Origin of the sequence: Desulfobacter hydrogenophilus (assembly GCF_004319545.1) — a bacterium.
GTDB lineage: Bacteria > Desulfobacterota > Desulfobacteria > Desulfobacterales > Desulfobacteraceae > Desulfobacter > Desulfobacter hydrogenophilus.
The window spans coordinates 3,818,628-3,839,704 of the sequence record NZ_CP036313.1; the positions used below are offsets into that span (position 1 = coordinate 3,818,628).

A 21,077-nucleotide genomic window follows, 5' to 3' on the forward strand; every position below is an offset into this window, starting at 1 on the left:
AAATGAATCAAACAGAAATCGGCGTCAAAACATATGAGGATAAAATACAGGCAGGCCAACCTCGGATTATACCAAGGATGGCCTGTTAATGCAGATAAGTTGTGGTAAGGATTATTGAGGAGGGAGATCTGATATAAATTCCAGGGCAAGATTAATATCAACAAATTGGTGGTTTAACTCCTTTGCCCTGTCCCGGCAGTCTGTACAGATTTCTTTAAATTTGCGCATATCGCCCTTAACGGACATATAAATCTGTTCAACGGCTTCCTGCTGGATATCTTTGTATTTTTCAATGAAGTCCTCGACCTCTATGGGATACAAAATCAGGGTTTTCAACCGGCTGAGTATATCAGGATGGTTCCGGCTCAAATAAGTTCTCACATTCGGAAGTCCTGCAAATACGATGGGAACCCCGGCATCAATAATCCGTTTAAGATATGGCCAAACCCGGGTGTCCAAGTCATTGGCCTCATCTATAATGATAAAACAATTGGAGAGATTACAGATCATTTTCAGGTACTGGGGAGTTCGGCGGTAGGTGGCGGTGGCCTCATAATTTAATTCCTTAAGTATCGCGGCCAGGGTTTCATGTATGTTGAACAGAGACTCAACCCATACAGCATGGAGCTTTTTGGGATGCAGCAATTTTAAAAACCGAGTTTTTCCTGCACCAAAATCACCCTCCATGAGCACGCTTTGGCCTCTGTAGATCCGGTTATAAGTGGCAGCCAAGTATGAGACCCTTCGTTTATCACTGATAAAATCCTCTTTCATGTTATGTCTCCATGGGATGCATAAATGGCTACATGGTTCGTATTTAACGATTTTTGGCAATCAAGCATAAATGCATTGAACAGGGCCTGATTTTTACGGTCATCCGGCTGGTTTATCTTTTTTGTGTAATCCGCGTACCTTGATTGATTATGATCAAGCACTTGTTCCGCCCGGGCCAGGGTGAGGCCCTTATGAAAAACGTCGACTAAAACAGGCCGGTCAACGGCCATATTGTGCTTTTCTAAAAGAGCGATAATGGTGTCAAGTTCATCAGGCGGCACAGGCGAAGGTTCTGGTGCCGGCGGTCTGTCAAACGGCTTTTTTGCAATGGCTTCGCCCAACAGTATACCGTCTTCACCCTGCTCAAAAATAAAAAGCTTGTCCTTGTATTTGGATATTTTCACCGGTGTGCTTTTATGTTTGCTGAACTTATCTGCACCACGGGTCACATAATAATCGCGCTTGTCATGGCGGATGGTCCTGGTTTTGGATACGGTGGCTTTGATTTTCCTGTAGCCGTATTTCATATATTCCTGAACCTGGTCCGGGGTAAAATTCAGGGTATCTGCCTGGTTTGATAAAAAATCATCAAATTTCTGTGCCGGCACCCAGGCACTGACCACCCCGTCTTCGGTAAAATAATGTTGTGTATGATTATGTTCGTTACGATATTCGCTGAGCATAGTGCTGCTCCTTAGTTCCTGAAGGCTTATATCAAGAAGGGTTACAGTAATTTTTTCCTTTCTTCCCCGCTTGAAGTCATATTCGGTAACGGTTTTCACAATCCTGTCCTCAAAGGCTTTGATAATACGTATTTCAAAATTGTGCAGGCTCCGGTGTGAAGATTCTAGATGTGCCTTATCTTTGGGTGAATACGCCTTTGAAAAATCCGGTGCCAAATAGAAGCCTTGCGGTGTAGAATGCTTCAGGTTAATGGCATTGATGGGGCGTTTTAGATTTAAAAATCCTTTTGCCTGGTCAGGTCTGATACCAATTTTTTGCAAAGGCAAAGGGGTACTCAACAAAAAACGGGTAAAAAGATCCACAGAGTTCAGGCTGCTTTCGGTAAAATAAAAGTCCAGAATAAACATTTTCCTGGAAGCGGTATCAAATATTTCAATTACCTGTGGTTTTTGCCAGTTACCGTGTTCATCTCTGATCCTTAAATATTGAAATTTACAGCCGTCAACCTGGATCAAAGCAAATACCGGCACCGACTTGAAGGCATGCATTACCGGGACCTGATCCTGCTTATCCTCTTTTTCCAGGTAAAATTTGAGATTTTCCCTTTTGACACATCGCCGAAGTGCCGGAAGACTGATGGTTCTGCCCAGCTCTTGTTCAAGCCAGTGATGATAATTTTTAATGGTTCTGGCTTTCCGGGTGATAAAAATGAATCCCTGGGATGAGGGGTCGCATGACGCCTTGACCATCTCAATAAACCGTCTTTTGGTTTGCTCATCTATTGCTCTGGGCCGTCCGCTGCACTTACGGCCTTCCATAATTCCTTTTTCAACCAGTAAAAGGGGCGCCGGGATAATTCCGGTTTTCTTGTACTGGTCCTTGTAATATTTTTTGGACCGTCTCTTGGTAGATCCGGTTTTATTCATGATTTTTTTGTGCAGCAGTAAATGAAAGCGGTCATCAATAGTCAGGTCATCCATTATCTGCCCCCTTTGATACAATCTTTTCGTATATGACCCGATGCCACAACAATGCTGCCTGGCGGGAGGTCTTCTGCCAATGATCATGCTGAGCCACACGGACCTGTTCAAGCATTGCCTTTACAACAGCCATGTATTCATGGGTAATTCGATCTGTCAGATCCGGTTTACTTACCGGAGCCGTTTTCTGGTCCTCAATAAATTTTTTGATATTTCGTGCGGTCAGTTCCATGCCACTGTTTATAATCGCCCTCCAGATACGGCGTTGTTCTATGGAATCCATTTGAGTAAGGGGGCGGATCTGGGATTCGTTGGCCGGCAGTTTGTCTCCAATTGGAGACAGGTTGTAAATTACTTCATAGGCTCGAATCAGCCGGTAAGCATGGGCTTTGCCCATATCCCACCGTGCCCTGGTATATGCCTCAAATGACTCAAACAGAGCCTGCTTGTACAAACGATTCTCACGAATTTCTTTCAAGGCTTGGCCGATTTTGTAAAAACATTCTTGATTTCGACCAATCAGGGTTTCAAGCTCAAGCAGCCGTTCCATACTCACTGCCCTCCCGGCATAGGCCTGCCGACCATAGCGGCAAGGGCCGTCAATTTTGCGGCCTGAACCTGGGGTACAGTATTTATTTGTTTCAAAAACAAGACACTATCCCTAAATCCATAGCCCTTGATTTTCATGACAAGGTCAATGGTATTAAAATTTTTTTCGCATCTGAAGCACCTGGCCAGGTTCGTGGCTGGATTTACAGCGGTTTGAAATTCATTGCACAAAGGGCATAGAAAACGAAAATAACCATCTCTAATCTTGGATAGAATCTGTAAATGGTCCCTGATCAACACATCTACAGGGATATTGTTTCTCAGTTCAAATAATTGCCGGGATGAAAATCTGTTTTTCACAAGACACCTCCTTATTTTTAAAATTTCAGGTGCTTTTTTATATCACCGGTTAGAGTCGCCTGTCAGTTGCCTCTTAAACTGAGATAGAGATTATTCTGTTGATATCTACTTGTATTATCAGTTGGTTATCCTCATGATGTCTCTTAGAATCAAAACTCGATTAGTCTGTTAATATCCCTTTATATTACAATGAGTTATTCCAATCATGTATCTTAAAATCTATACTCGATTAGTCGTTTATGCCAGAGGGTCTTTTATGGGAATCCCTGTATTTTTTCATTGTTATGGCTGATAACCTGGGTAACCAGATATTGAATGATAATTGCCGGCTTGATCCCGTATTCTGCTATAATGACTTCCATTGGCAAAACAGGTTTTGTCTGTTTTTGATATGAAAGCGAAGGAAGGTTCCCAGATGTTTGTTGCTCCTCAGCTTCTTCAAGTTTTTTTGCCAGATAATTGTTTTTGCAAACAGCTTTGTTTTTCCTGTTCCACTTTTCACATTGCCTTCGATGAAGCTCTTTTTGGCAAGCCGAACGACATGTTTTCTGCCGCCCTTTTTGTCTTACATCAGGGGTGAACCATTTCCGGCAAATAGAGCAAGGTCGTCTTCCACGTGAATTCTTTGCCATTATTTCTTCTCCAAAATTTGAATCAGGGAGATTATATGTACCAAATTTTGAAAGAAGCAGCGGCGAGGTCTATCGGCGGGATAGGCGGGGTATGATTTTTTATTTGATTGGCGGGATATAGCGGCGGGATATCTGCCCGTTACATTATTTCGTCATGAAACTGCGGGGTACGCGTTACACTTTTTGAATCTTACCAATCGAAGAACATGATAATTGCCAGAGTCTTTTAGTAGTGTTATTAATTGCCTAACTATTCGATTACGATCTGACTGTCTGACTTTATAAATTCGTCGAACGAACCGATCAAGTAGCTTGATTGCAAAAGCATCTTCCATTTTCGCCGGTATAAATACCGATTTCTGCTTCACCGTCTCTGTTTCTAATGAAGATAAGGTGAGGTTATTTGAATTCCAGTACTGAACAGTGTGCTTTACAGCTTTTTCTACATCTCCATAACCAGACAGTAAATCCCATTGCCAAACATCTGATGATGTAAGTGTTTTAGAAAGTTGCTCTCTGTCAAAAACCTGTTTTAGCATTGATTCAGTCTACCGCTTAGAGTTAATAAGTCGACCTGTAATCTCCGTTTATCTTACGAGTTCAATTGGCTATCAGGATAATCTCCGAAACGTAAGGATTACCTGATCGAGATAAATGGGGAAGATAAATGCTGAAATTATTAACATCATCTGGATAGGCTTGCAAATTTTTTATTTCGTTTGTCGCATAGTTCACCAAGAACTTACTGGCACGATTTCCCGTCAAAACAAACATTATAAACCCATATAATATTATAAAGGGCTCATTAGTTTTACAAATGAAAGGAAACACAGATGAGAAAAAAGATTAATGGCGTATGGTTTGAAACAGCATCCCTGATCGCTGAAACGCAGAGTCTGACAGCTTCCACCCGGCAAAATATTTCAAATCTTTCACTGTGGACTACATTAATATCGAAGTATCCCTAACGTAGAATTTAAAACCCCGGACTATTATTAATAGTCTGGACCATCAATCAGATAAACGTTGCGAATAGATGACCTGGTTTGATTAACCGCGCCTTTAGGCGCTTTTAAGAGACCTATTTGAGCGATTGACAATCAAGCGCCCAGGGTTATAACTGCTGTAGAGCATGCTTTTCTCTTGCGCCTGATTCCCCAAATGGCGTATTCTGTTTACAACAGCCACGGGCTGATTTGGTCTATCGACACCCAGACTCACCCAACAACGAAATATGAAAGCAATTTAAAAACTTATTGGAACTTTTAGATAAACTTTATCATGGCATTGTGCCGAAAGAGAGGGCTGCTTTGAAAAGGCGTAAAACAAAAATTGTAGCTACCATATCCAACCTGAATTGTTCGGTGGAATTTATTAAAACTCTTTATCATGCCGGAATGAATGTGGTGCGTTTGAATACGGCCCACATGAGCCATGATGATGCCATGCAAGTTATTGAAAATACCCGCAAGGTATCGGACAAGATCGGTATCCTTTTAGATACCAAAGGTCCTGAAATCAGAACCTGTGATGCTAAGGATCCCCTGTCCGTCGTTTCTGGGGATTCTATCCGTATGAAAGGAGAGGCCGGTGGGATTTCCAAGGATGATGTGATCTGTGTATCCTACCCCCATTTTGTAGATGATGTGCCGGTTGGGTCTTCCATTCTCATTGATGACGGATGCATTGCCCTGAAAGTGACAGATAAGGCAGATGGATATCTTAACTGTTTTGTGGAAAATGACGGGGTAATTTATCCCAGAAAAAGTGTCAATATCCCATCAGTTCTTGTTAAATTGCCGGCATTAAGCGAAAAGGACAAGGGGTTTATTGCCTTTGCCGCAGACCAGGATCTTGACTTTATTGCCCACTCCTTTGTTCGCAACAAGGAAGATGTCCTGGCGGTTCAAAACATTCTTGATGAGAAAAAATCTCCAATCAAAATTATCGCCAAGATTGAAAATGCCCAAGGGGTCGATAAGCTTCGGGAAATTCTGGAATATGCCTATGGGGTGATGGTGGCCAGGGGTGATTTAGCCGTTGAGATCCCAACTGAAAAAATTCCGTTGATCCAAAAAGATATTGTCCAAACATGTATTGAACTTAGACGTCCTGTTATTGTAGCTACCCAGATGCTGCATTCCATGATTCACTCACCACGGCCCACAAGGGCTGAAGTGTCTGATGTAGCCAATGCCTGCTTGGATCATACTGATGCGTTGATGCTGTCAGGTGAGACGGCCAATGGTAAATATCCTGAGCAGGCGGTGCTGACCATGGCCAGGATTGCCCAGGAAGTGGAGTTAACACGAAGCTCATTTATTGACATCCCCTACTCAAGCCTTGGCAATTTGACAGACTATCTTGCCAAGGCCGCAGTGAAGTCCTCCCTGCGTTTGAACACCCGGGGGATTGTGGCGGACTCTCTTTCCGGAAAAACTATTCTGGCCCTGGCCGCCTACCGGGGGGACAGCCCGATTTTCGCCCAGGTCTATGATAAGAAAGTGATGCGCATGCTCTCTTTATCCTTTGGGGTATTTCCCGAGTACATTCCTCTCGGGCCAAGTCCACGGAAATCAGTTACAGGCGCCATATGTCGTTTAATTGAAGAACAAAATTTTAACGATGACGACCTGATTATTGTGCTTTCCGGCAGTTTCGGTCCTGAACGAGGCGCCTCTTTTATTGAAATCAGCAATGCAAAAAATTTCAGTGATCAATGCACGTGGAGCCGGAAATAAGCGTACCGTTTATTTTGTTTTAGGGACCTATAAATGAAACTTCGACATCATTTTTTGGGTGAAGAACACGAACAATACGAATACCGTTTGGGAAAGCAATCAATCAAACCAGAAAAGCCACGAATGGAAATTTTGTATTGGGGCCAAACGATTTCAGGATGAAATCGGCATGATGCTGGACAGATGTGCTTTTCCAGGTAAAGCTGGCAGACCGAGGACAAAAAATTGATAAAGACCTTGGTCTGTCCACAATTTATTCTAAGCCCCTGTGTAAAAAATGTAACAATAATTTAATAATATATTATAAATGTAATCTTTTATGTAAAATACATTTTATTTAAAAAATTCCTAATCTTGTTATTTTTAAAGAAATGGCTTGAATTTTAGTGGGTTAAAGAAAGAAATATTTTTTTTATTTCTGGGCATGAAAGTTGCTTTGCTATTTACCCATGTTATTAGAACGTTTGAGTTTATTTAAAGAATAAATACAGAAAATTCCTATGATAGCAAATGACGGTTGGTATTGATCTTGCTCTTAAGTAGCGAATAAGGATGCCAATTTTTTCGGCAAATCAGGCCGCTGAATTATTTTTTTCATTTCAGGGCTAATTTTTCCATACGTTTTTTGTTCGTCGTTTAATTTTTCAAGAACCATGTTGTAGTCAATTTTTTCGAATCGTTCCTCCAAAGTAGCATTCCCATCAAGGATGGCTTCCATATATTCTGCTTTATCAAGATTCTTGATTAACGGCGTGTCTGTGAGCATGGTTTTGAGCCTTTTATTTAATGATATTGTTCCACTTCTTTTCCGGTTTCTACGTTTAAGTTCCCGGAAAAATCGTTCCAAAATATTGTTTGTGCGTTGAGGTTGGATGTGAACCTGCTGACCATTGGATGTTTCGATTGTAATTGGATCGGCAAAAAGTTTCTCCCAGTAAGTGTCGATCTGTTTGATCATTTTTTTATATGAGTCTGTTTGAGATAATTTCGGGTCTGCCATTATTTGCGCCCTGAATCTTTTCACTTTCTGAGCAATACGTTTTATATTGGTATTATTATCGCCGTCATCATTAAGTCCTTTCTTATTTTCAGAAACGGTTATGGATAAGGCGGTTCGGAGTTGTTTGAAGGTTTCCATCTTTTTTTCAATTTGCTTAGCGGCGCTTCTCAACTGTTGGTCATTGATGATTTTATTGAGAGGCTTCCAAAGATTGAAGAAATGTTTATCGAATTGATTGTAGCCAGAGGTGTCCACCATTTTATACAGGACTTTTAGCCGCTGGTAAAAAATAAAGTGCGGGCAATCAAATGGGAAACCATAACCCTCAAGTTGGCCAGTTGTGTCAAGAGCCCAATGGATCATGACATATGACGACACAATCGCCAGTTTTTCTGCGGGTATTGTGTTCGGCTGATTTTCAGCAATACACTCTAATAGCCCTGTCCCAAGTTGAGTATCGTTTCCCATGAGAGAGTCCAGCGCCTTTGCTTTTGCCCGAAGCACTGTTCTGATTTTATGCTTTGTTAAACGGATTCTAATCTTAGCGTATTCTGCTTCATATAAATCTTTTCCAATATCTCTTAAAAAATGGAAATGGCAGATGAAATCCGGAATACCTTTGAACACAACCTCTACTGCCGATAAAATGCCTTTACCCATATCATGGACCAGAGCAACCGGGTTGCCGTATTGCTTTTTTATTCTTTCTAAAAAGGGGATGATGGATTCTGCTTTTTCCGAGGGCAATTTGATATTATCCAATACTATTTGAGCAATGCCGTCCATACCGGTAAAAAGATGAGGACTGCCGCCTTCGCAAGTGCCATCTATATGCAGAATATAGCCGCCTTTGTGTGACATCAGTTGATTTAATCGTTGCTGTGCCTGCTGATGGGCTATGGCCAGATAAGCAATAAATTTCTTACCAAGGAAACCAATCTCTCGTTGAGAAATGGTTATATTTCTATCTGACAGCAGTGCAATGATTTGCTGTTCTGATAGACAGTGAACAAAAAGTCCATATCCGACAAAAACCAACACATCATACCCATACGTGCACCGATATGGGGTCAAAGAACGAAGCTGTTGACTTTGATGGACCGTGTTATCAATTGGATTGACCAAAACTGTTTCCTTTGCACAAAATGCCCCGATATCCAAAGTCACAACGTTTTTCTTCCTGGTTTTGAGCACTTTCAAATCCCGTTGGCCTACCTCCTGCGGATAAAAGGAAATAGTTGGCTCCTCCGGAAATAGATTCTGCGGACAAATCCCTTCAGTGATTTTGTCGATATACCCTGTGAGACATTTTATGGCTCTGTATCCGAAGTTTTTTTTAAAAGGTCATGGAATTGCAAAAATTGTTTAACAACAACTGGGTCAAAGCGCTCACCCGGAAGAGCAGATTCAATGGCAAGCCGGTCAACTTCAATACCTGGGTTTTTTATTATGTGTACTAAAATTTTAACTGCCTGGGTATCAGTGGGCCAACCATCGGTCTTGTGTCGTTCTGCACCCCTTTTTTGTAGTTGATATTTGTTGGGTGCCGCTGAAAAATAAACAAACCGGCCCTGATGTTTTTCTCGTTTGATTTCGTCGGATTGCTTGATTTGTGAAAAATAGGAACTACTTGAAGGGATCTCAATAATGCTCGAAATATCAGCGGCACTGAGCCCAGCTTCAGATCTTTTTACCAATTCAATAATTGTTTGTTTTAAATTGCCGTGCTTGGAAAATAGAGCAAATTGATATTTCCATAATCCATTATCGTCAAATTCAGGAATTTCGGGCAATGTGTAGTAGCGACCGTTTTGATTTATGCTTGTGAATGTTTTCCACTTTTTTAATCTTCTTCTCACTGTTATCGCAGAGCATTGGAGTAATTGCGCCAGCTTTTCAATTGCCATAATTTTGTCTTGCCTAAACTTTTTCCGAACGTCATATTCATCCATTCCCCCTCCGTGATAAAGTATGTGTAATTGTGAACGAATTACGCATACTTTATCATGGATATGGAAGGGGTTTCAAACTATTTTTCCCTGAAATTTTAGGTCGATAGGCTAAAAATGAACATATTGGAGTGAACTTTAAGGAAAACACATACTTTATCAGTTTCAAGTTCGAGGTAGGACGTCATTATTGATGGGGCTTTTCAAGATTCCAACCGTCATTTGCTGCCATAGGAAAATTCAAACTATTTTTTATTACAATGGCTCAAATATAAAAACGGGCTTAACAAGACTACCCAAAGAAAAAGCCAACCCGGCCGACAGGCCGGTTCGGAAAGTCACAGGGATCTCGTTGTTGAGAACAGCCGACTGCCTTGGGAAGAAAGGAAATTTTTTTATGAAGACGTTTGTTGGTTTATTGGTTGGGTTGTTTTTAACTCTTTTTGTTGTTGGAAGTGCTTCTGCTATTTCGTTCACAGATACTGTAGATTTGAACGACGTGATTCTTTCGGAAGGCCCTATAGCAAGCCTTGGTCACGTTACTGAATATAGCTATACGCACAACACCCCGTCCGATTTTGAGGTCCCACCTGATACAGTTATATCCGCCACGCTGACTATTTCTGGTTACTGGATAGATGATAATAATGACACTGTGACTGTCGAAGAAACTACTGTCGGAACTTTAAATTCAGGAGGAAATCAAGGTAGCTTCCTGTGGTGGACTTGGGATAACCCTTCAATTTCTGCTTTTGATATCTCAGGAATTTTTCAAACTTGGGAGGCCGAAACACTTCTTGATATTACAATCACTGCTAATGGAAATTTTCCTGATGGGATTATTCAGCTTTCAAGTTCAGTATTTGAACTTGAATATGAAAATGGAAGTGATCCATCAGGTGGTGCCCACGCCCCCGAACCAGCCACAATGGTTCTGTTTGGTCTCGGGCTTCTTGGTGTGGCTGGAATGAGCAGAAAGAAAAGCTAAGCAAAAATAGGGGCAGACAATAATTGCAAAAGAATGTGGTCTGCCCCTATTTTGTTTATGCCTCGATAATTACAAAGAAAGGTGAATAATTGCCCCTTCGAGGATGCCTCTTTTATTTAAATCAGCAATACAAAAAACTTTAGTGATCAATGCGCGTCGAGTCGGGAATAAGATCAGCACCCTGGGAAGAAGAAGACTGGACAGCGCCGAACAGGGTGATATTTTTAAGCGTTTGTATGAATTTTTTACATAAATTTATACTGTGGGGATGGGGATAAATGCGGCCTTCATGATCCATTCCCCTGGGAATTGCGTCTGTTAGGAATAAGCGGATTAGAAGGGTGCTGGCCTCGTATCTATCCATTTCCCCATGGCAACTGTTTTCCATGTCTAAGATTTCGTCGGCACTTAAGGCCTTTGGCAAAACACCATTTTGATCCACACAGAATTTAAGAAAATTTAGGATTCTTGCCAGACGTAAAAGTGTTACCGCTTCAAGTCTGGAGGTGGTATCTACCACTGGAAAGGCTGTGGAGCGCATTGAGGTGAAATCATGTGGCAATAATTCCTGTTTCTCACACAGGACATAATCCGCACTGCCCGGGGCCGGATAGTAAATGGAGAGACCGGCAACGGTTCTTCTGGTCGCAAGTGTCAAAAGATCATTTAAGGTGGTGGCAGCGGTTTGACCGGGGGCGGCTCCAAGAAGGTAAGAGACACAATCCATATCCAAATCTTTGGCGATATCCAACACTCTGTCATGGGCCTGTCTGACATCAGGACGCCTAAAGCGTTTCAACTGGGTTGCACTGAAAGAGCCTACGGACAGATTCAGGGTTTTGAACCCGGTGGCTTTCATGGCTGTCAGGATCTCCGTGTCAAGGGATGGGGGGAAAAGTCCGTTCATGGCGCGCAGCTCAATATCCTGTCCCTTGAATATCTGACGAATGCCGTCTAAAAGTTCCAGGGCCCATGATTTTTTAAGGGTTAAGTTTTCATCTTCAAAATCGATAAATCCAATTTGTTTAGATCTTACCTGCAATTTAATTTCATCAAGAACGTCTTTAACCGGCCGTATCCGAAACTTTCCATAATTGCTGGATGCCGACACCGCGCAATAGGAACAGGAAAAAGGACACCCCCTGGAGGCCACAATGGTAATGGCGGCTTTTTTATTGCGCTGGTAAAAGTGCCAGTCAATTTTATCCAACGCATTTTGGTCAAGACCATGGGGAGAATCAGCCCAGGCAGGCGGATTGAGAACAATACCATTGCCCTGCTTGAAACCGATACCGCTGATTTGCCTTAAATCATCTGCTTCAGGCAAGGTGCCGGGTGCTTGGTTTTTTAGCTGCCGTGCAAGCTGTACCATGGGCGCTTCGCCTTCTCCTTGAATTACAAAATCAATCTCTTTACATTTAAGGCAGGTTTCAGGGAACTGGGTGGCATGGTGGCCGCCCAATACAATAAAGGCGCTGGGCCAGAATCGTTTCACCTGCCTTGCCGTGTCAAGGGCCTGGCCCCAATAGGGGGTGAACAAAGCGGATATACCCACTAAAAAAGGCCTTTCCTGCCTGACCAGATTTGCAATATGCTCGAAACTGTATCCAAAATGTCTGTAATGGTGGAATAAAGAGAACAACGTAATATCAGTTCTCCCGTAATGGGGAATCAAATGACTAAATTTTTTCGGGTATTCAATGATCTTTGATTTGTTCCTGGCAAGGGCATCAATAATGGTGCATGAAAATTCGGCCTGCTCTAATTGTTTGGCAATACAGGCCAGCCCGTAGGGAATGGTGCGTTTTTTTGTCAGATAAAATTCCCGGATGGGCGGGGCAATTAAGACAATATCCGACATGGTCTGTACGCCTACTTTATTTTGGGAAACAGAGCAATGGGTACAAGGCAGACCAGCGGGATAAATGCGGTGCATTTAAGAACGATTGTCAGTCCGAAAACATCTGCCAGCCAACCGATTCCCGGGGAAACTACCCCGCCAAGCCCATAGGCCAGTCCCATCATCAGACTGGCTGCCATGGCCCTGGATCCGGGGGCAAGCTTCTGGGCCATGACCACGCCTAAAGGCATGGGGGCAAGCACAAAAAAGCCGGAAAGAAAGGAGCCGGTATACGCGCCTAACCCCGGCATGTATAAAAACATCAAAAGGGTTGGTGGCATGAGTAGGTATGATAGCAAAAATACAGGCTTGAACCCGAAGCGGTCTGCGCAATAGCCTGCAGTTAGTCCGGACAGTGTCCCCGCAATAGTGAACAGTGCGATGATCACACCAACAGAAGGTAATGGATGACCGTGGAGGGTGAGGTAAATGGGCATGAAGGTTAAAAATGTTTGGCCCACAACTGCCCGTAATACCATGACCAGCCAGATTAAAAATACCGTTTTATACACCTTGCCAAAGGTGTGCTTTAAACTGTTTATAAATCCTAATCCCGCCATATTCTCGGATACGGGTTTGGGCATATACTTCAGGCAGAATATAAATGAGACAAGACCCAACAGCATGGTCCATGGCATGGCAGACAGGCCGAACCGACTCACATACCAGGTGATGAATACAGGCCCTAAAGCAAAAGCCATGGTTCCGCCGGTATTGAAAATGGATTGTGCAAAACCCGCCCGGTTGCCGGCATATACATTCACCATGCCCGAAGTGGATGGATGAAACATGGAGGAACCAAAAGATCCCAGGCATAGGATGGTCAGCAATATCCAATAATTGGGTGCAATGCCGGAAAAGGGAATGATAAAGAAGACTAAAAACAATCCAGTGAGTACAAACCAGCGGGTTTCGTACCTGTCGGCCATATACCCCACTGCCGGTTGCACCACAAAGGATAAGAAGCGCACAGTGCCGGTAATCAGGCCCACCTGGGTCAGTGTAAGACTCAACTTAGCCTGGAATGCCGGCAGCAAAGGGGTGAAAAAGGCAGAGTAAAAATCCCCTGTAAAATGAACCAGGCTTAAGACCAGGACAATTTTATAATTAATCCGCTCCCCGAAAGCCTGACGGCCGGAAGCTTGGGTGGTGCTCATGTACAGATGTCCTAATTTTTTAAACTATGGATGGGGGCAGGAATATGGCCGCCATATTCCACAAAAATATCTTCAAGGTCAAGGTGGGGTACATCCATGATACTGGCCTTGCCAAGAAGCCCGCCGAAATTAACGCTGTCCCCAGCTTTTTTGCCGGGCACCGGGATAATACGCGTGGCTGTGGTTTTGGCATTGATCATGCCGATTGCCATTTCATCAGCAATGATACCTGCTAATACCTGCTCTGTAATATTTCCTGGCACCGCTACCATATCAAGCCCCACGGAACAGACACAGGTCATGGCTTCCAGTTTTTCTATGGAGAGAAATCCTTTCTGAGCCGCCTCGGCAATGTTTAGGTCTTCACTGACAGGAATAAAGGCACCGGATAGGCCGCCCACATGGGACGAGGCAAATGCCCCGCCTTTTTTCACCGCATCATTGAGCATGGCTAAAGCTGCGGTGGAGCCGGGCACACCAATGTGCGTAAGGCCCAGGGCCTGGAAGATTTCACCCACACTGTCGCCCACCGTCGGGGTTGGGGCAAGGGAGAGATCCACCACGCCAAACCGGATATTAAGGATGTCTGCCACCTCCCTGCCAATGAGTTCTCCCACCCGGGTGACCTTGCAGGCAGTGCGTTTGATGATTTCGGCAATGCGGCCAAGGGACAAGTGCTGCTGGGACAGGTTTCTTTCAATGGCGCGTTTGATCACCCCAGGCCCGGACACCCCAACATTAATTACGGCATCTGCCTGGCCCACACCAAGATAGGCGCCTGCCATAAACGGCATGTCCTCGGGAATATTTGAAAATACACACAGCTTGGCACAGGCCAGGCCGTCTTCATCAGCCGTGAGTGCGGCTGCTTTTTTAATGGTCCTGGACATGGCAAGTACGGCATCCATATTAATGCCGGCCTTGGTTGTGGCCACATTTACCGAAGCGCAGATCCGCTGGGTGGTGGCCAAGGCTTTCGGGATGGCATCAATCAACGCCTGGTCCCCATTGGCAATGCCCTTTTCCACCAGGGCTGAAAAACCGCCGATGAAATCAATATTTACGGCTTTGGCAATATCATTGAGTTCATGGGCAATTTCCACCATCTGCTCGGATGAAAAACATGCGCCCACCAAGGCAATGGGAGAGATGGAGATACGCTTGTTGACGACCTTGATGCCGTACTTTTCACCCACTTGGTCACAGGTTTCCACCAGCGTGGCTGCATGGCCAATGATTTTTTTGCGTATATTTTTTTTGAATACAGTCAGGTCATGGGAGATACAGTCAAACAGGTTGATTCCTAAAGTAACTGCCCGCACGTCCAGATTTTCATTCTTTACCATCTCTATGGTGGAGATAATTTCCTGATCTTCAAACACGGTAAAGCTTCCTTATATTTTATTGGTCACGTCAAAAATATTTTTGTGCTGGATGCGGATGTCCAGGTCCAGTTTTTTTGCTTTTTCCTTAAGGGCGGCAAACAGGGCAGGGGCATCAATTTCTTTTGTCACCGGGACCTGGTAGGACATGACATTTTCATTGGGATTGGAACCTCCCATGAACACGGCTTTCAGGTTGACAATATTGGCGCCAAAACTTGAAATAACATCGGACAATTGTGCCACAAGACCTTTCTGGTCAGGGCCCGAGGTGGTGATCAGAAAAATTTCTTTTTCCTCCACAGGCATCTGGGTGTCCCCTTCAAGGGATCTGACATGGATGGTCAATCCGTTGGCTTCCTCTTTCAAGGTAAGCTCCTGCCTGATGGTTTCAGCGGATACGCCTTCGGGGGCTTGGACAATAAAAAAGCCGGCAAACTGGTTTTGCAGGATCATCTGGTTGACGTTTTCAAGATTGCATCCCAGATCACACAGATCCGAGGTAACACTTGCGATAATGCCCGGCCGGTCTTTGGCCAGAACAGATATTATCATTTTGTTCATATTTTGCCTTTGTCGGAAAGCTTGCGAAGCCCGTCAATGGTTGTTTTATAGTCAGGTGTGTTAAAAATGGCAGAACCCGCCACAAAACAACTGGCACCGGCCCTTGTAACGGCTTCAATGGTATCATTGTTAACGCCGCCGTCCACCTGGATAATGGCATTGGAGCCTGCGTCAGATAACATGTTAGACAACGCGATGATTTTATTTAAACTGGCGTTGATGAATTTCTGGCCGCCGAAACCGGGATTGACACTCATGATCAGGACAAAATCCAGCATATCAATGACATATTCGATGGCTGATAACGGCGTGGCCGGATTCAGGGCAACGCCGGCTTTTACGCCTAAACTTTTTATCAGTTGCAGGCTGCGGTGCAGATGGGGGCATGCTTCTGCATGAACGCTGATGTAGTTGGCTCCGGCTTTGGCAAAGTCCGGAATTCTGGCATCCGGGGTTTCAATCATCAGGTGGACGTCCAGCACCAGATCCGTAACTTGTTTGCAGGCCTTCACAACAATGGGTCCGTAAGAAATATTGGGCACAAACTGTCCATCCATAACATCAATGTGAATCCAGTCTGCGCCTGCGTTTTCCACCGCTTTGACCTCTTCTCCCAAACGGGTGAAATCCGCAGACAGAATAGAGGGGGCGATCAGTGTCATAATTGTCTCCTATATAGTGTTTGAACTAAAAGTCACCCATCTGCGGCGTTGCAAGGAAAGTTATAATCCTCACAACCATAAGGTTGCTCCGGTTGCAACTTTTCTTGCGCCTTGCATATGGGCAACTTTTAGTCCAAACACTGTTTTTCGTTTTTAAATTCTATTTTAAATTTTTTTTGTTACGTCTCATCCTGGCCATGAAAAAGCCGTCCATGTTAAGATGGTCAGGAAAGGTAGTTTTATTAAATGTTTTAGACCCGAATTCGCAGAAAAAAGGCAGATGCTTTTCAAACCCTGAAAAATCCGGGGAAAAATCTTTTCTTTTGTCTAAGAACCGCTGGATCACCTGGGTTGTCTCTTCGGGCTCGCAGGAACAAACCGCATATACCAGCACCCCCCCCGGCGCCACCAGATTAGCGGAACCGTTAAGGATCTTTTTTTGCAGGGCCGCCATGCGCATAATGTCCTTTGAGCTTCTTTTCCATCGGCTGTCCGGGTTTCTGGCAAGGACACCTAAGCCTGTACATGGCGCATCCACAAGCACCCGGTCAAAATAGGATGAAAAATCATTGAATCCTGCCCGGGCCATGTCCACATGGGTGGTGCGGATAATATCAATGTCCAGCCGCCCGGCTTCGCGGTCCAAACGCTCGGCTTTGTTTTCACCGGTATCATTGGCGGTGATGTTACCTTTGTTTTCCATTTCAAGGGCCATATGGCAGGTTTTGGTGCCAAGGCCTGCACAGGCATCCAGAATATTTTCATCGGGCTTGGGGCCTAAAAGCTGTACGGCAAGCTGGGCCGCTTCATCCTGAATCTGAAATAGGCCGTCATTGAATCCGGGCAGATCAGGTATGGCAATACCGGATGTCTGGATTTGAAGGCCCAAAGGACTGAATCGTGTTGTTTGGGCATTAATCCCTGCGCGTTCAAAATCTGCAATCAACGCGTTTCGATTGATTTTGTGTGGATTGACCCTGAGAGTCAGCGGGGGCAAATCCATCAAAATGCCGGCAAGTGTCAAGGTCTTTTCTTTCCCATATCTTGCGACCCAGCGTTTACCAAGCCAGGATGGTATAGAAAAGGCTGCCGTAAGGTGTTCGGCTATATTTTTATGGGAACAGGGCAGGGCAATATCTTTGTGGGACCTGGATATATTGCGCAAAACCGCATTGATGAAGCCTGAAGCCTTTTTGCCGCAGATCGGTTTTGCAAGTTCAATACTGGTATTAATGGCAGCAAAATCCGGAACCCTGTCCAGGAAAACAATCTGGAACACACCAATGCGTAAAATGGTTTTAACTTTGGAATCAATGCGGTCAAAGGCAAGTTTGGAGCAATGGCAAATCAATTGATCAATTCGCCCCCTGTGTCTGAACACCCCGAACACAATGGCATGGCAAAGCCCTTTATCCTTTTGACTCAAAAGTTCAAGTTTTTGTGCCGCATCCTCAATGGCACGGTCAAGGGGCAGGGTCGGCTTTTGCCCTGCGTTAATCAGGGTAAAGGCGAGATAACGTGGATCAGCGGTCATGTTCATTGAAAACAGGCCGGCAGGTCAATTTTATTTCCACAAAGAAATGCGGCTACATCAAGACGTTTTCCTGAGTTCCCCATTAATTCAAGCACCTGGACAACACCGTCGTCTCCCGCAGCCACAAACAGGCCCTTATCGCTGCTCCTGACAACGGTGCCCGGCGGGGAGGACGTTTGCATGGGTGTGGATGACACAACGGCTTTAAAAATTTTAAGGCGTTTCCCGCAAAGTTCCGTAAAGGCACCAGGCCAGGGTGTCATGGCATTGATGTGGGCGCAGATGGCCTTGGCACTACTGTGCCAGTTAATGCGGCCGTCTGATTTTTTAAGCATGGATACATAACTTGCTTTTGAGTGATCCTGAGGAACGGGGATAATTTTTTTTTGTTCAATGCCGTGGATGGTTTTGATAATAAGGTCGGCACCCATCTGAGATAATCTGTCATGCAGCGTTGATGCAGTATCTTCAGTTTTCACAGGCGTTGTTTCCATCAACAGAATATCGCCTGCATCCATTTTTTCAGCCATGACCATGGTGCTCACACCGGTCTGTTCATCCATGTTTAAAACAGCCGCCTGGATGGGGGCGGCCCCCCGGTATTTTGGCAAAAGGGAGGCGTGGATATTTATGGGATAGGTCTTGGGAATATCCAGCACCTGCCGTGAAAGGATCTGTCCAAAGGCAACCACGACAAAATAGTCCGGTTCAAGACCGGAAAGCCGATCTATTCCTTCCGGGGTATTGATTTTTTCGGGTTGGTAAACGTCAATGCCAAGGTCCCGTGCGGCTTGCTTGACTGCGGAAGGGCTAAGTTTTTTTCCACGACCTTTGGGGCGGTCCGGCTGGGTCACTGCCAGTAAAACGTCAAACCCCGGCTCTTTTGCCAGGGTCTTTAGCGCCGGGACAGAGAATTCCGGGGTTCCCATAAAAACAATGCGGGTGTTTTTCATTTTTTGTTTTTCAATTGTTTTAACCGTTTTTTCGTATACATAGCCCGTTTTAATGTAGAAATTCTGTCAATGAACAGGATTCCGTCAAGGTGGTCAATTTCATGCTGCATGATTACGGACATAAGCCCCTGGGCATCAAATTCAATGGTTTCACCGTCAATATTCATGGCCCGCACAGTGACACTTGAATGCCGTCTGACATCAGACCTGTAGTCAACAACACTTAAGCATCCTTCGCTTTCAGATATAAAGGTTTCTTTGGATTTGGATAGGATCTCAGGATTAATAAGTGGGGTAAATGTTTTGTTTTCAGGGTCTGTTTGTTCCTCTCCTGCATGGGGGTCATAAACAATAACCCGGCGATTGATCCCGACCTGGGGGGCGGCAAGGCCGACACCCGCGTCATGGAACATAGTCTCACCCATATCCTCAATAAACGTTTTCAACTCGTCATCAATGCTTTCAACAGGCACTGATGCCTTTTTTAGAGAGGGTTCGGGAAACGTGACAATATCAAGAATAGCCATTTATTTTAAAATTTCCTTTGCCTTTTGAACATCCTTCCTGATCTGGTCGGACAGCTGCTCAATATTTGAAAATTTAATCTCATCCCGGAGTCGTTCAACCATATTAACGCGTATCCGAGAGTCGTATATATCTTCTTTAAAATCAATGATATGAACTTCAATGGTAAACATTTCATCCCCAAAGGTCGGGGAAAAACCAATATTTGCCACGCCCTTGAAGTTGCCATGAACGGTTTCTACTGTTACCGCATAAACTCCGAACTTGGGGCACAGTTCATCATAAAGTTTTATGTTGGCCGTGGGAAATCCAAGCTGACTGCCGCCGCGCTTGCGTCCTTTTATAACCTTTCCCCGGATTTGGTAGAACCGCCCAAGATAGTGCTTTGCCCGGTCCACATGCCCGTCCATGACAAGTTTTCTGATTCTTGTGCTGGAAATGCGCTTGGTGTCGGTTTCAACATCTTTTATCCAGTCCGGTACAATGGTCTCATACCCAAGTTCTTCACCCTTGGTTTTTAAAAGCTCAATATTGCCGATCCTGTTTTTGCCAAAGGTATAATCAGGACCGATAACAATGGTTTTCATACCGATTTTTTTTACAAGAATATCTTTAATGAATTCCTGGGCTGATATCTGTGCAAAGGCCTTATCAAAGGGCAGGCAAAGCAGTACGTCTATGCCTGATGATTCTATCAGTTCTATTTTTTGGTCCCGCCGGGTGATCAGAGGGGGGCTGGAAAGGCCCAAGGCTCTTAACGGATGCGGTTCAAATGTCATGGCTATGCTGGTGCCGCCGGCCTGGGCACCCCTTTGGATCACCTGGTTCAACAGCGCCTGGTGACCTTTGTGCACACCGTCAAAATTACCAATGGTAACAACAGCGTTATTAAAGGGGGCCTTAATCTGATTTAAATCTTCAATTAATTCCATGTCGTCCTTTAAAATTTAAACAAAATACTATTGACAAACTCAACAAACACATATATATATCCCAACCATCGCTTTTACGCAATCTTTAAATGGGCTGCTAACAAAGCGGTTGAGAGTGTGCCGAAGTGGCGGAATTGGTAGACGCACTAGTTTCAGGGACTAGCGAGCGTACGCTTGTGGGAGTTCGAATCTCCCCTTCGGCACCACCTCAAAAATCAACAGGTTAGAGAAAATTTCTAACTCGTTGATTTTTTTATTTTTAGGGGATGGTGACGTTTGGGAGCAATTCTTGAATAGAACTCTCACAAAATTAAAATAACAACCTAATCGTGTGGAACTCTAATCAAGGGTGTTGAAATAACTTGAGTTTTTATAAGGTTATGTGTTGCCTATATTCTTGATGGCCTTTTTCCCAGCAATCCTATTGCGAATATGGGTCGTATTATGATCTGATTTCTGGTTCCAGCCATTTCAATCAACAGTATGACAATCCTCGCTGGGGCGTATTACTATTGATGAAATCTATGTTTGCCTGAAAGAATTGGAACAAGATTCGAATCGCTTGGTTCGCAACGCTTATGAATTGGAACAGATGGAACAGGAAATTCTTGGGTACACGAAGCGGATAAGTGCTTTGCTTTTAAAAAAAATCCAGGTTTCAGTAAATTTCCGTGATCAGGTCGATTAAGAAAAAAATGATGTCCAGCTGGCCGGGGCGGATGAAAAATAGGTTTTAAGCCGATACGAATTTTGTTGACATTGTTAGAGTGATCACCCTGGAATCAATTTGACATCCATCCTAAGAATATGC

The 21,077-nt window shown here is 44.2% G+C and carries 18 protein-coding genes, 1 tRNA gene and 1 riboswitch; of the genes, 3 read left to right on the forward strand and 16 right to left on the reverse strand.

Going from position 1 to position 21,077, the window contains the following annotated elements; genetic code table 11:
• Positions 1-111 precede the first annotated feature (111 nt).
• The 5 genes from EYB58_RS17025 to EYB58_RS17045 form a co-directional block, all read right to left on the reverse strand.
• Positions 112-774, reverse strand: coding sequence for an AAA family ATPase (locus tag EYB58_RS17025; protein ID WP_131071983.1), 663 nt, complete (start codon positions 772-774; stop codon positions 112-114).
• Complete coding sequence (locus EYB58_RS17030; RefSeq protein ID WP_111953193.1) at positions 771-2,438, reverse strand: integrase; 1,668 nt, start codon at positions 2,436-2,438, stop codon at positions 771-773. Before EYB58_RS17030 ends, EYB58_RS17025 begins: the two co-directional genes overlap by 4 nt.
• Positions 2,431-2,988, reverse strand: a complete 558-nt coding sequence (locus EYB58_RS17035) for a DNA methylase (protein ID WP_111953191.1) — start codon at positions 2,986-2,988, stop codon at positions 2,431-2,433. The genes EYB58_RS17030 and EYB58_RS17035 overlap by 8 nt, the downstream gene beginning before the upstream one ends.
• 2 nt (positions 2,989-2,990) lie before the next feature.
• Positions 2,991-3,347, reverse strand: coding sequence for a CHC2 zinc finger domain-containing protein (locus EYB58_RS17040; RefSeq protein ID WP_111953189.1), 357 nt, complete (start codon positions 3,345-3,347; stop codon positions 2,991-2,993).
• 254 nt (positions 3,348-3,601) lie between these two features.
• Complete coding sequence (locus EYB58_RS17045; RefSeq protein WP_111953187.1) at positions 3,602-3,979, reverse strand: hypothetical protein; 378 nt, start codon at positions 3,977-3,979, stop codon at positions 3,602-3,604.
• A gap of 1,310 nt (positions 3,980-5,289) precedes the next feature.
• Between EYB58_RS17045 and pyk the strand changes: the two genes are divergently transcribed.
• Positions 5,290-6,720 (forward strand): pyruvate kinase, encoded by a 1,431-nt coding sequence (gene pyk / locus EYB58_RS17050; protein ID WP_111960793.1) that lies wholly within the window; start codon positions 5,290-5,292, stop codon positions 6,718-6,720.
• Between the two features lie 535 nt (positions 6,721-7,255).
• On the opposite strand, the gene EYB58_RS17055 is transcribed toward pyk, so the two are convergent.
• Together EYB58_RS17055 and EYB58_RS17060 are read right to left on the reverse strand one after the other, a co-directional pair.
• Positions 7,256-8,920, reverse strand: coding sequence for a transposase (locus tag EYB58_RS17055; protein WP_111960817.1), 1,665 nt, complete (start codon positions 8,918-8,920; stop codon positions 7,256-7,258).
• Between the two features lie 110 nt (positions 8,921-9,030).
• Positions 9,031-9,672, reverse strand: coding sequence for a hypothetical protein (locus EYB58_RS17060; RefSeq protein ID WP_111960815.1), 642 nt, complete (start codon positions 9,670-9,672; stop codon positions 9,031-9,033).
• Between the two features lie 294 nt (positions 9,673-9,966).
• Positions 9,967-10,046: riboswitch (cyclic di-GMP riboswitch) on the forward strand.
• 20 nt (positions 10,047-10,066) lie between these two features.
• Here EYB58_RS17060 and EYB58_RS17065 point away from each other — a divergent pair.
• Positions 10,067-10,657 (forward strand): PEP-CTERM sorting domain-containing protein, encoded by a 591-nt coding sequence (locus EYB58_RS17065; RefSeq protein ID WP_111957708.1) that lies wholly within the window; start codon positions 10,067-10,069, stop codon positions 10,655-10,657.
• 139 nt (positions 10,658-10,796) lie between these two features.
• On the opposite strand, the gene EYB58_RS17070 is transcribed toward EYB58_RS17065, so the two are convergent.
• The 9 genes from EYB58_RS17070 to EYB58_RS17110 form a co-directional block, all read right to left on the reverse strand.
• Complete coding sequence (locus tag EYB58_RS17070; protein ID WP_111957706.1) at positions 10,797-12,518, reverse strand: B12-binding domain-containing radical SAM protein; 1,722 nt, start codon at positions 12,516-12,518, stop codon at positions 10,797-10,799.
• Positions 12,519-12,529: 11 nt separating this feature from the next.
• Positions 12,530-13,714 (reverse strand): MFS transporter, encoded by a 1,185-nt coding sequence (locus tag EYB58_RS17075; RefSeq protein WP_111957704.1) that lies wholly within the window; start codon positions 13,712-13,714, stop codon positions 12,530-12,532.
• An 11-nt stretch (positions 13,715-13,725) separates the two neighbouring features.
• The gene (locus EYB58_RS17080) at positions 13,726-15,096 is read right to left on the reverse strand and encodes a PFL family protein (RefSeq protein WP_111957702.1); all 1,371 of its coding nucleotides are present in this window, start codon (positions 15,094-15,096) and stop codon (positions 13,726-13,728) included.
• Between the two features lie 12 nt (positions 15,097-15,108).
• Positions 15,109-15,660, reverse strand: a complete 552-nt coding sequence (locus EYB58_RS17085) for a glycine cleavage system transcriptional repressor (protein WP_111957700.1) — start codon at positions 15,658-15,660, stop codon at positions 15,109-15,111.
• Positions 15,657-16,322 carry a ribulose-phosphate 3-epimerase gene (gene rpe, locus EYB58_RS17090; RefSeq protein WP_111957698.1) on the reverse strand — a complete coding sequence of 222 codons (666 nt, stop codon included), beginning with the start codon at positions 16,320-16,322 and terminating at the stop codon, positions 15,657-15,659. Before rpe ends, EYB58_RS17085 begins: the two co-directional genes overlap by 4 nt.
• Positions 16,323-16,482: 160 nt before the next feature.
• The gene (gene rsmB / locus EYB58_RS17095; RefSeq protein ID WP_111957696.1) at positions 16,483-17,862 is read right to left on the reverse strand and encodes a 16S rRNA (cytosine(967)-C(5))-methyltransferase RsmB; all 1,380 of its coding nucleotides are present in this window, start codon (positions 17,860-17,862) and stop codon (positions 16,483-16,485) included.
• Complete coding sequence (gene fmt, locus EYB58_RS17100) at positions 17,859-18,809, reverse strand: methionyl-tRNA formyltransferase (RefSeq protein ID WP_111957694.1); 951 nt, start codon at positions 18,807-18,809, stop codon at positions 17,859-17,861. The genes rsmB and fmt overlap by 4 nt, the downstream gene beginning before the upstream one ends.
• Complete coding sequence (gene def, locus EYB58_RS17105) at positions 18,806-19,336, reverse strand: peptide deformylase (RefSeq protein WP_111957692.1); 531 nt, start codon at positions 19,334-19,336, stop codon at positions 18,806-18,808. The genes fmt and def overlap by 4 nt, the downstream gene beginning before the upstream one ends.
• Positions 19,337-20,266 (reverse strand): bifunctional riboflavin kinase/FAD synthetase, encoded by a 930-nt coding sequence (locus EYB58_RS17110; protein WP_111957690.1) that lies wholly within the window; start codon positions 20,264-20,266, stop codon positions 19,337-19,339.
• A gap of 119 nt (positions 20,267-20,385) precedes the next feature.
• On the opposite strand from EYB58_RS17110, the gene EYB58_RS17115 reads away from it, so the two are divergent.
• Positions 20,386-20,472, forward strand: a tRNA-Leu gene (locus EYB58_RS17115).
• Positions 20,473-21,077: the final 605 nt, after the last annotated feature.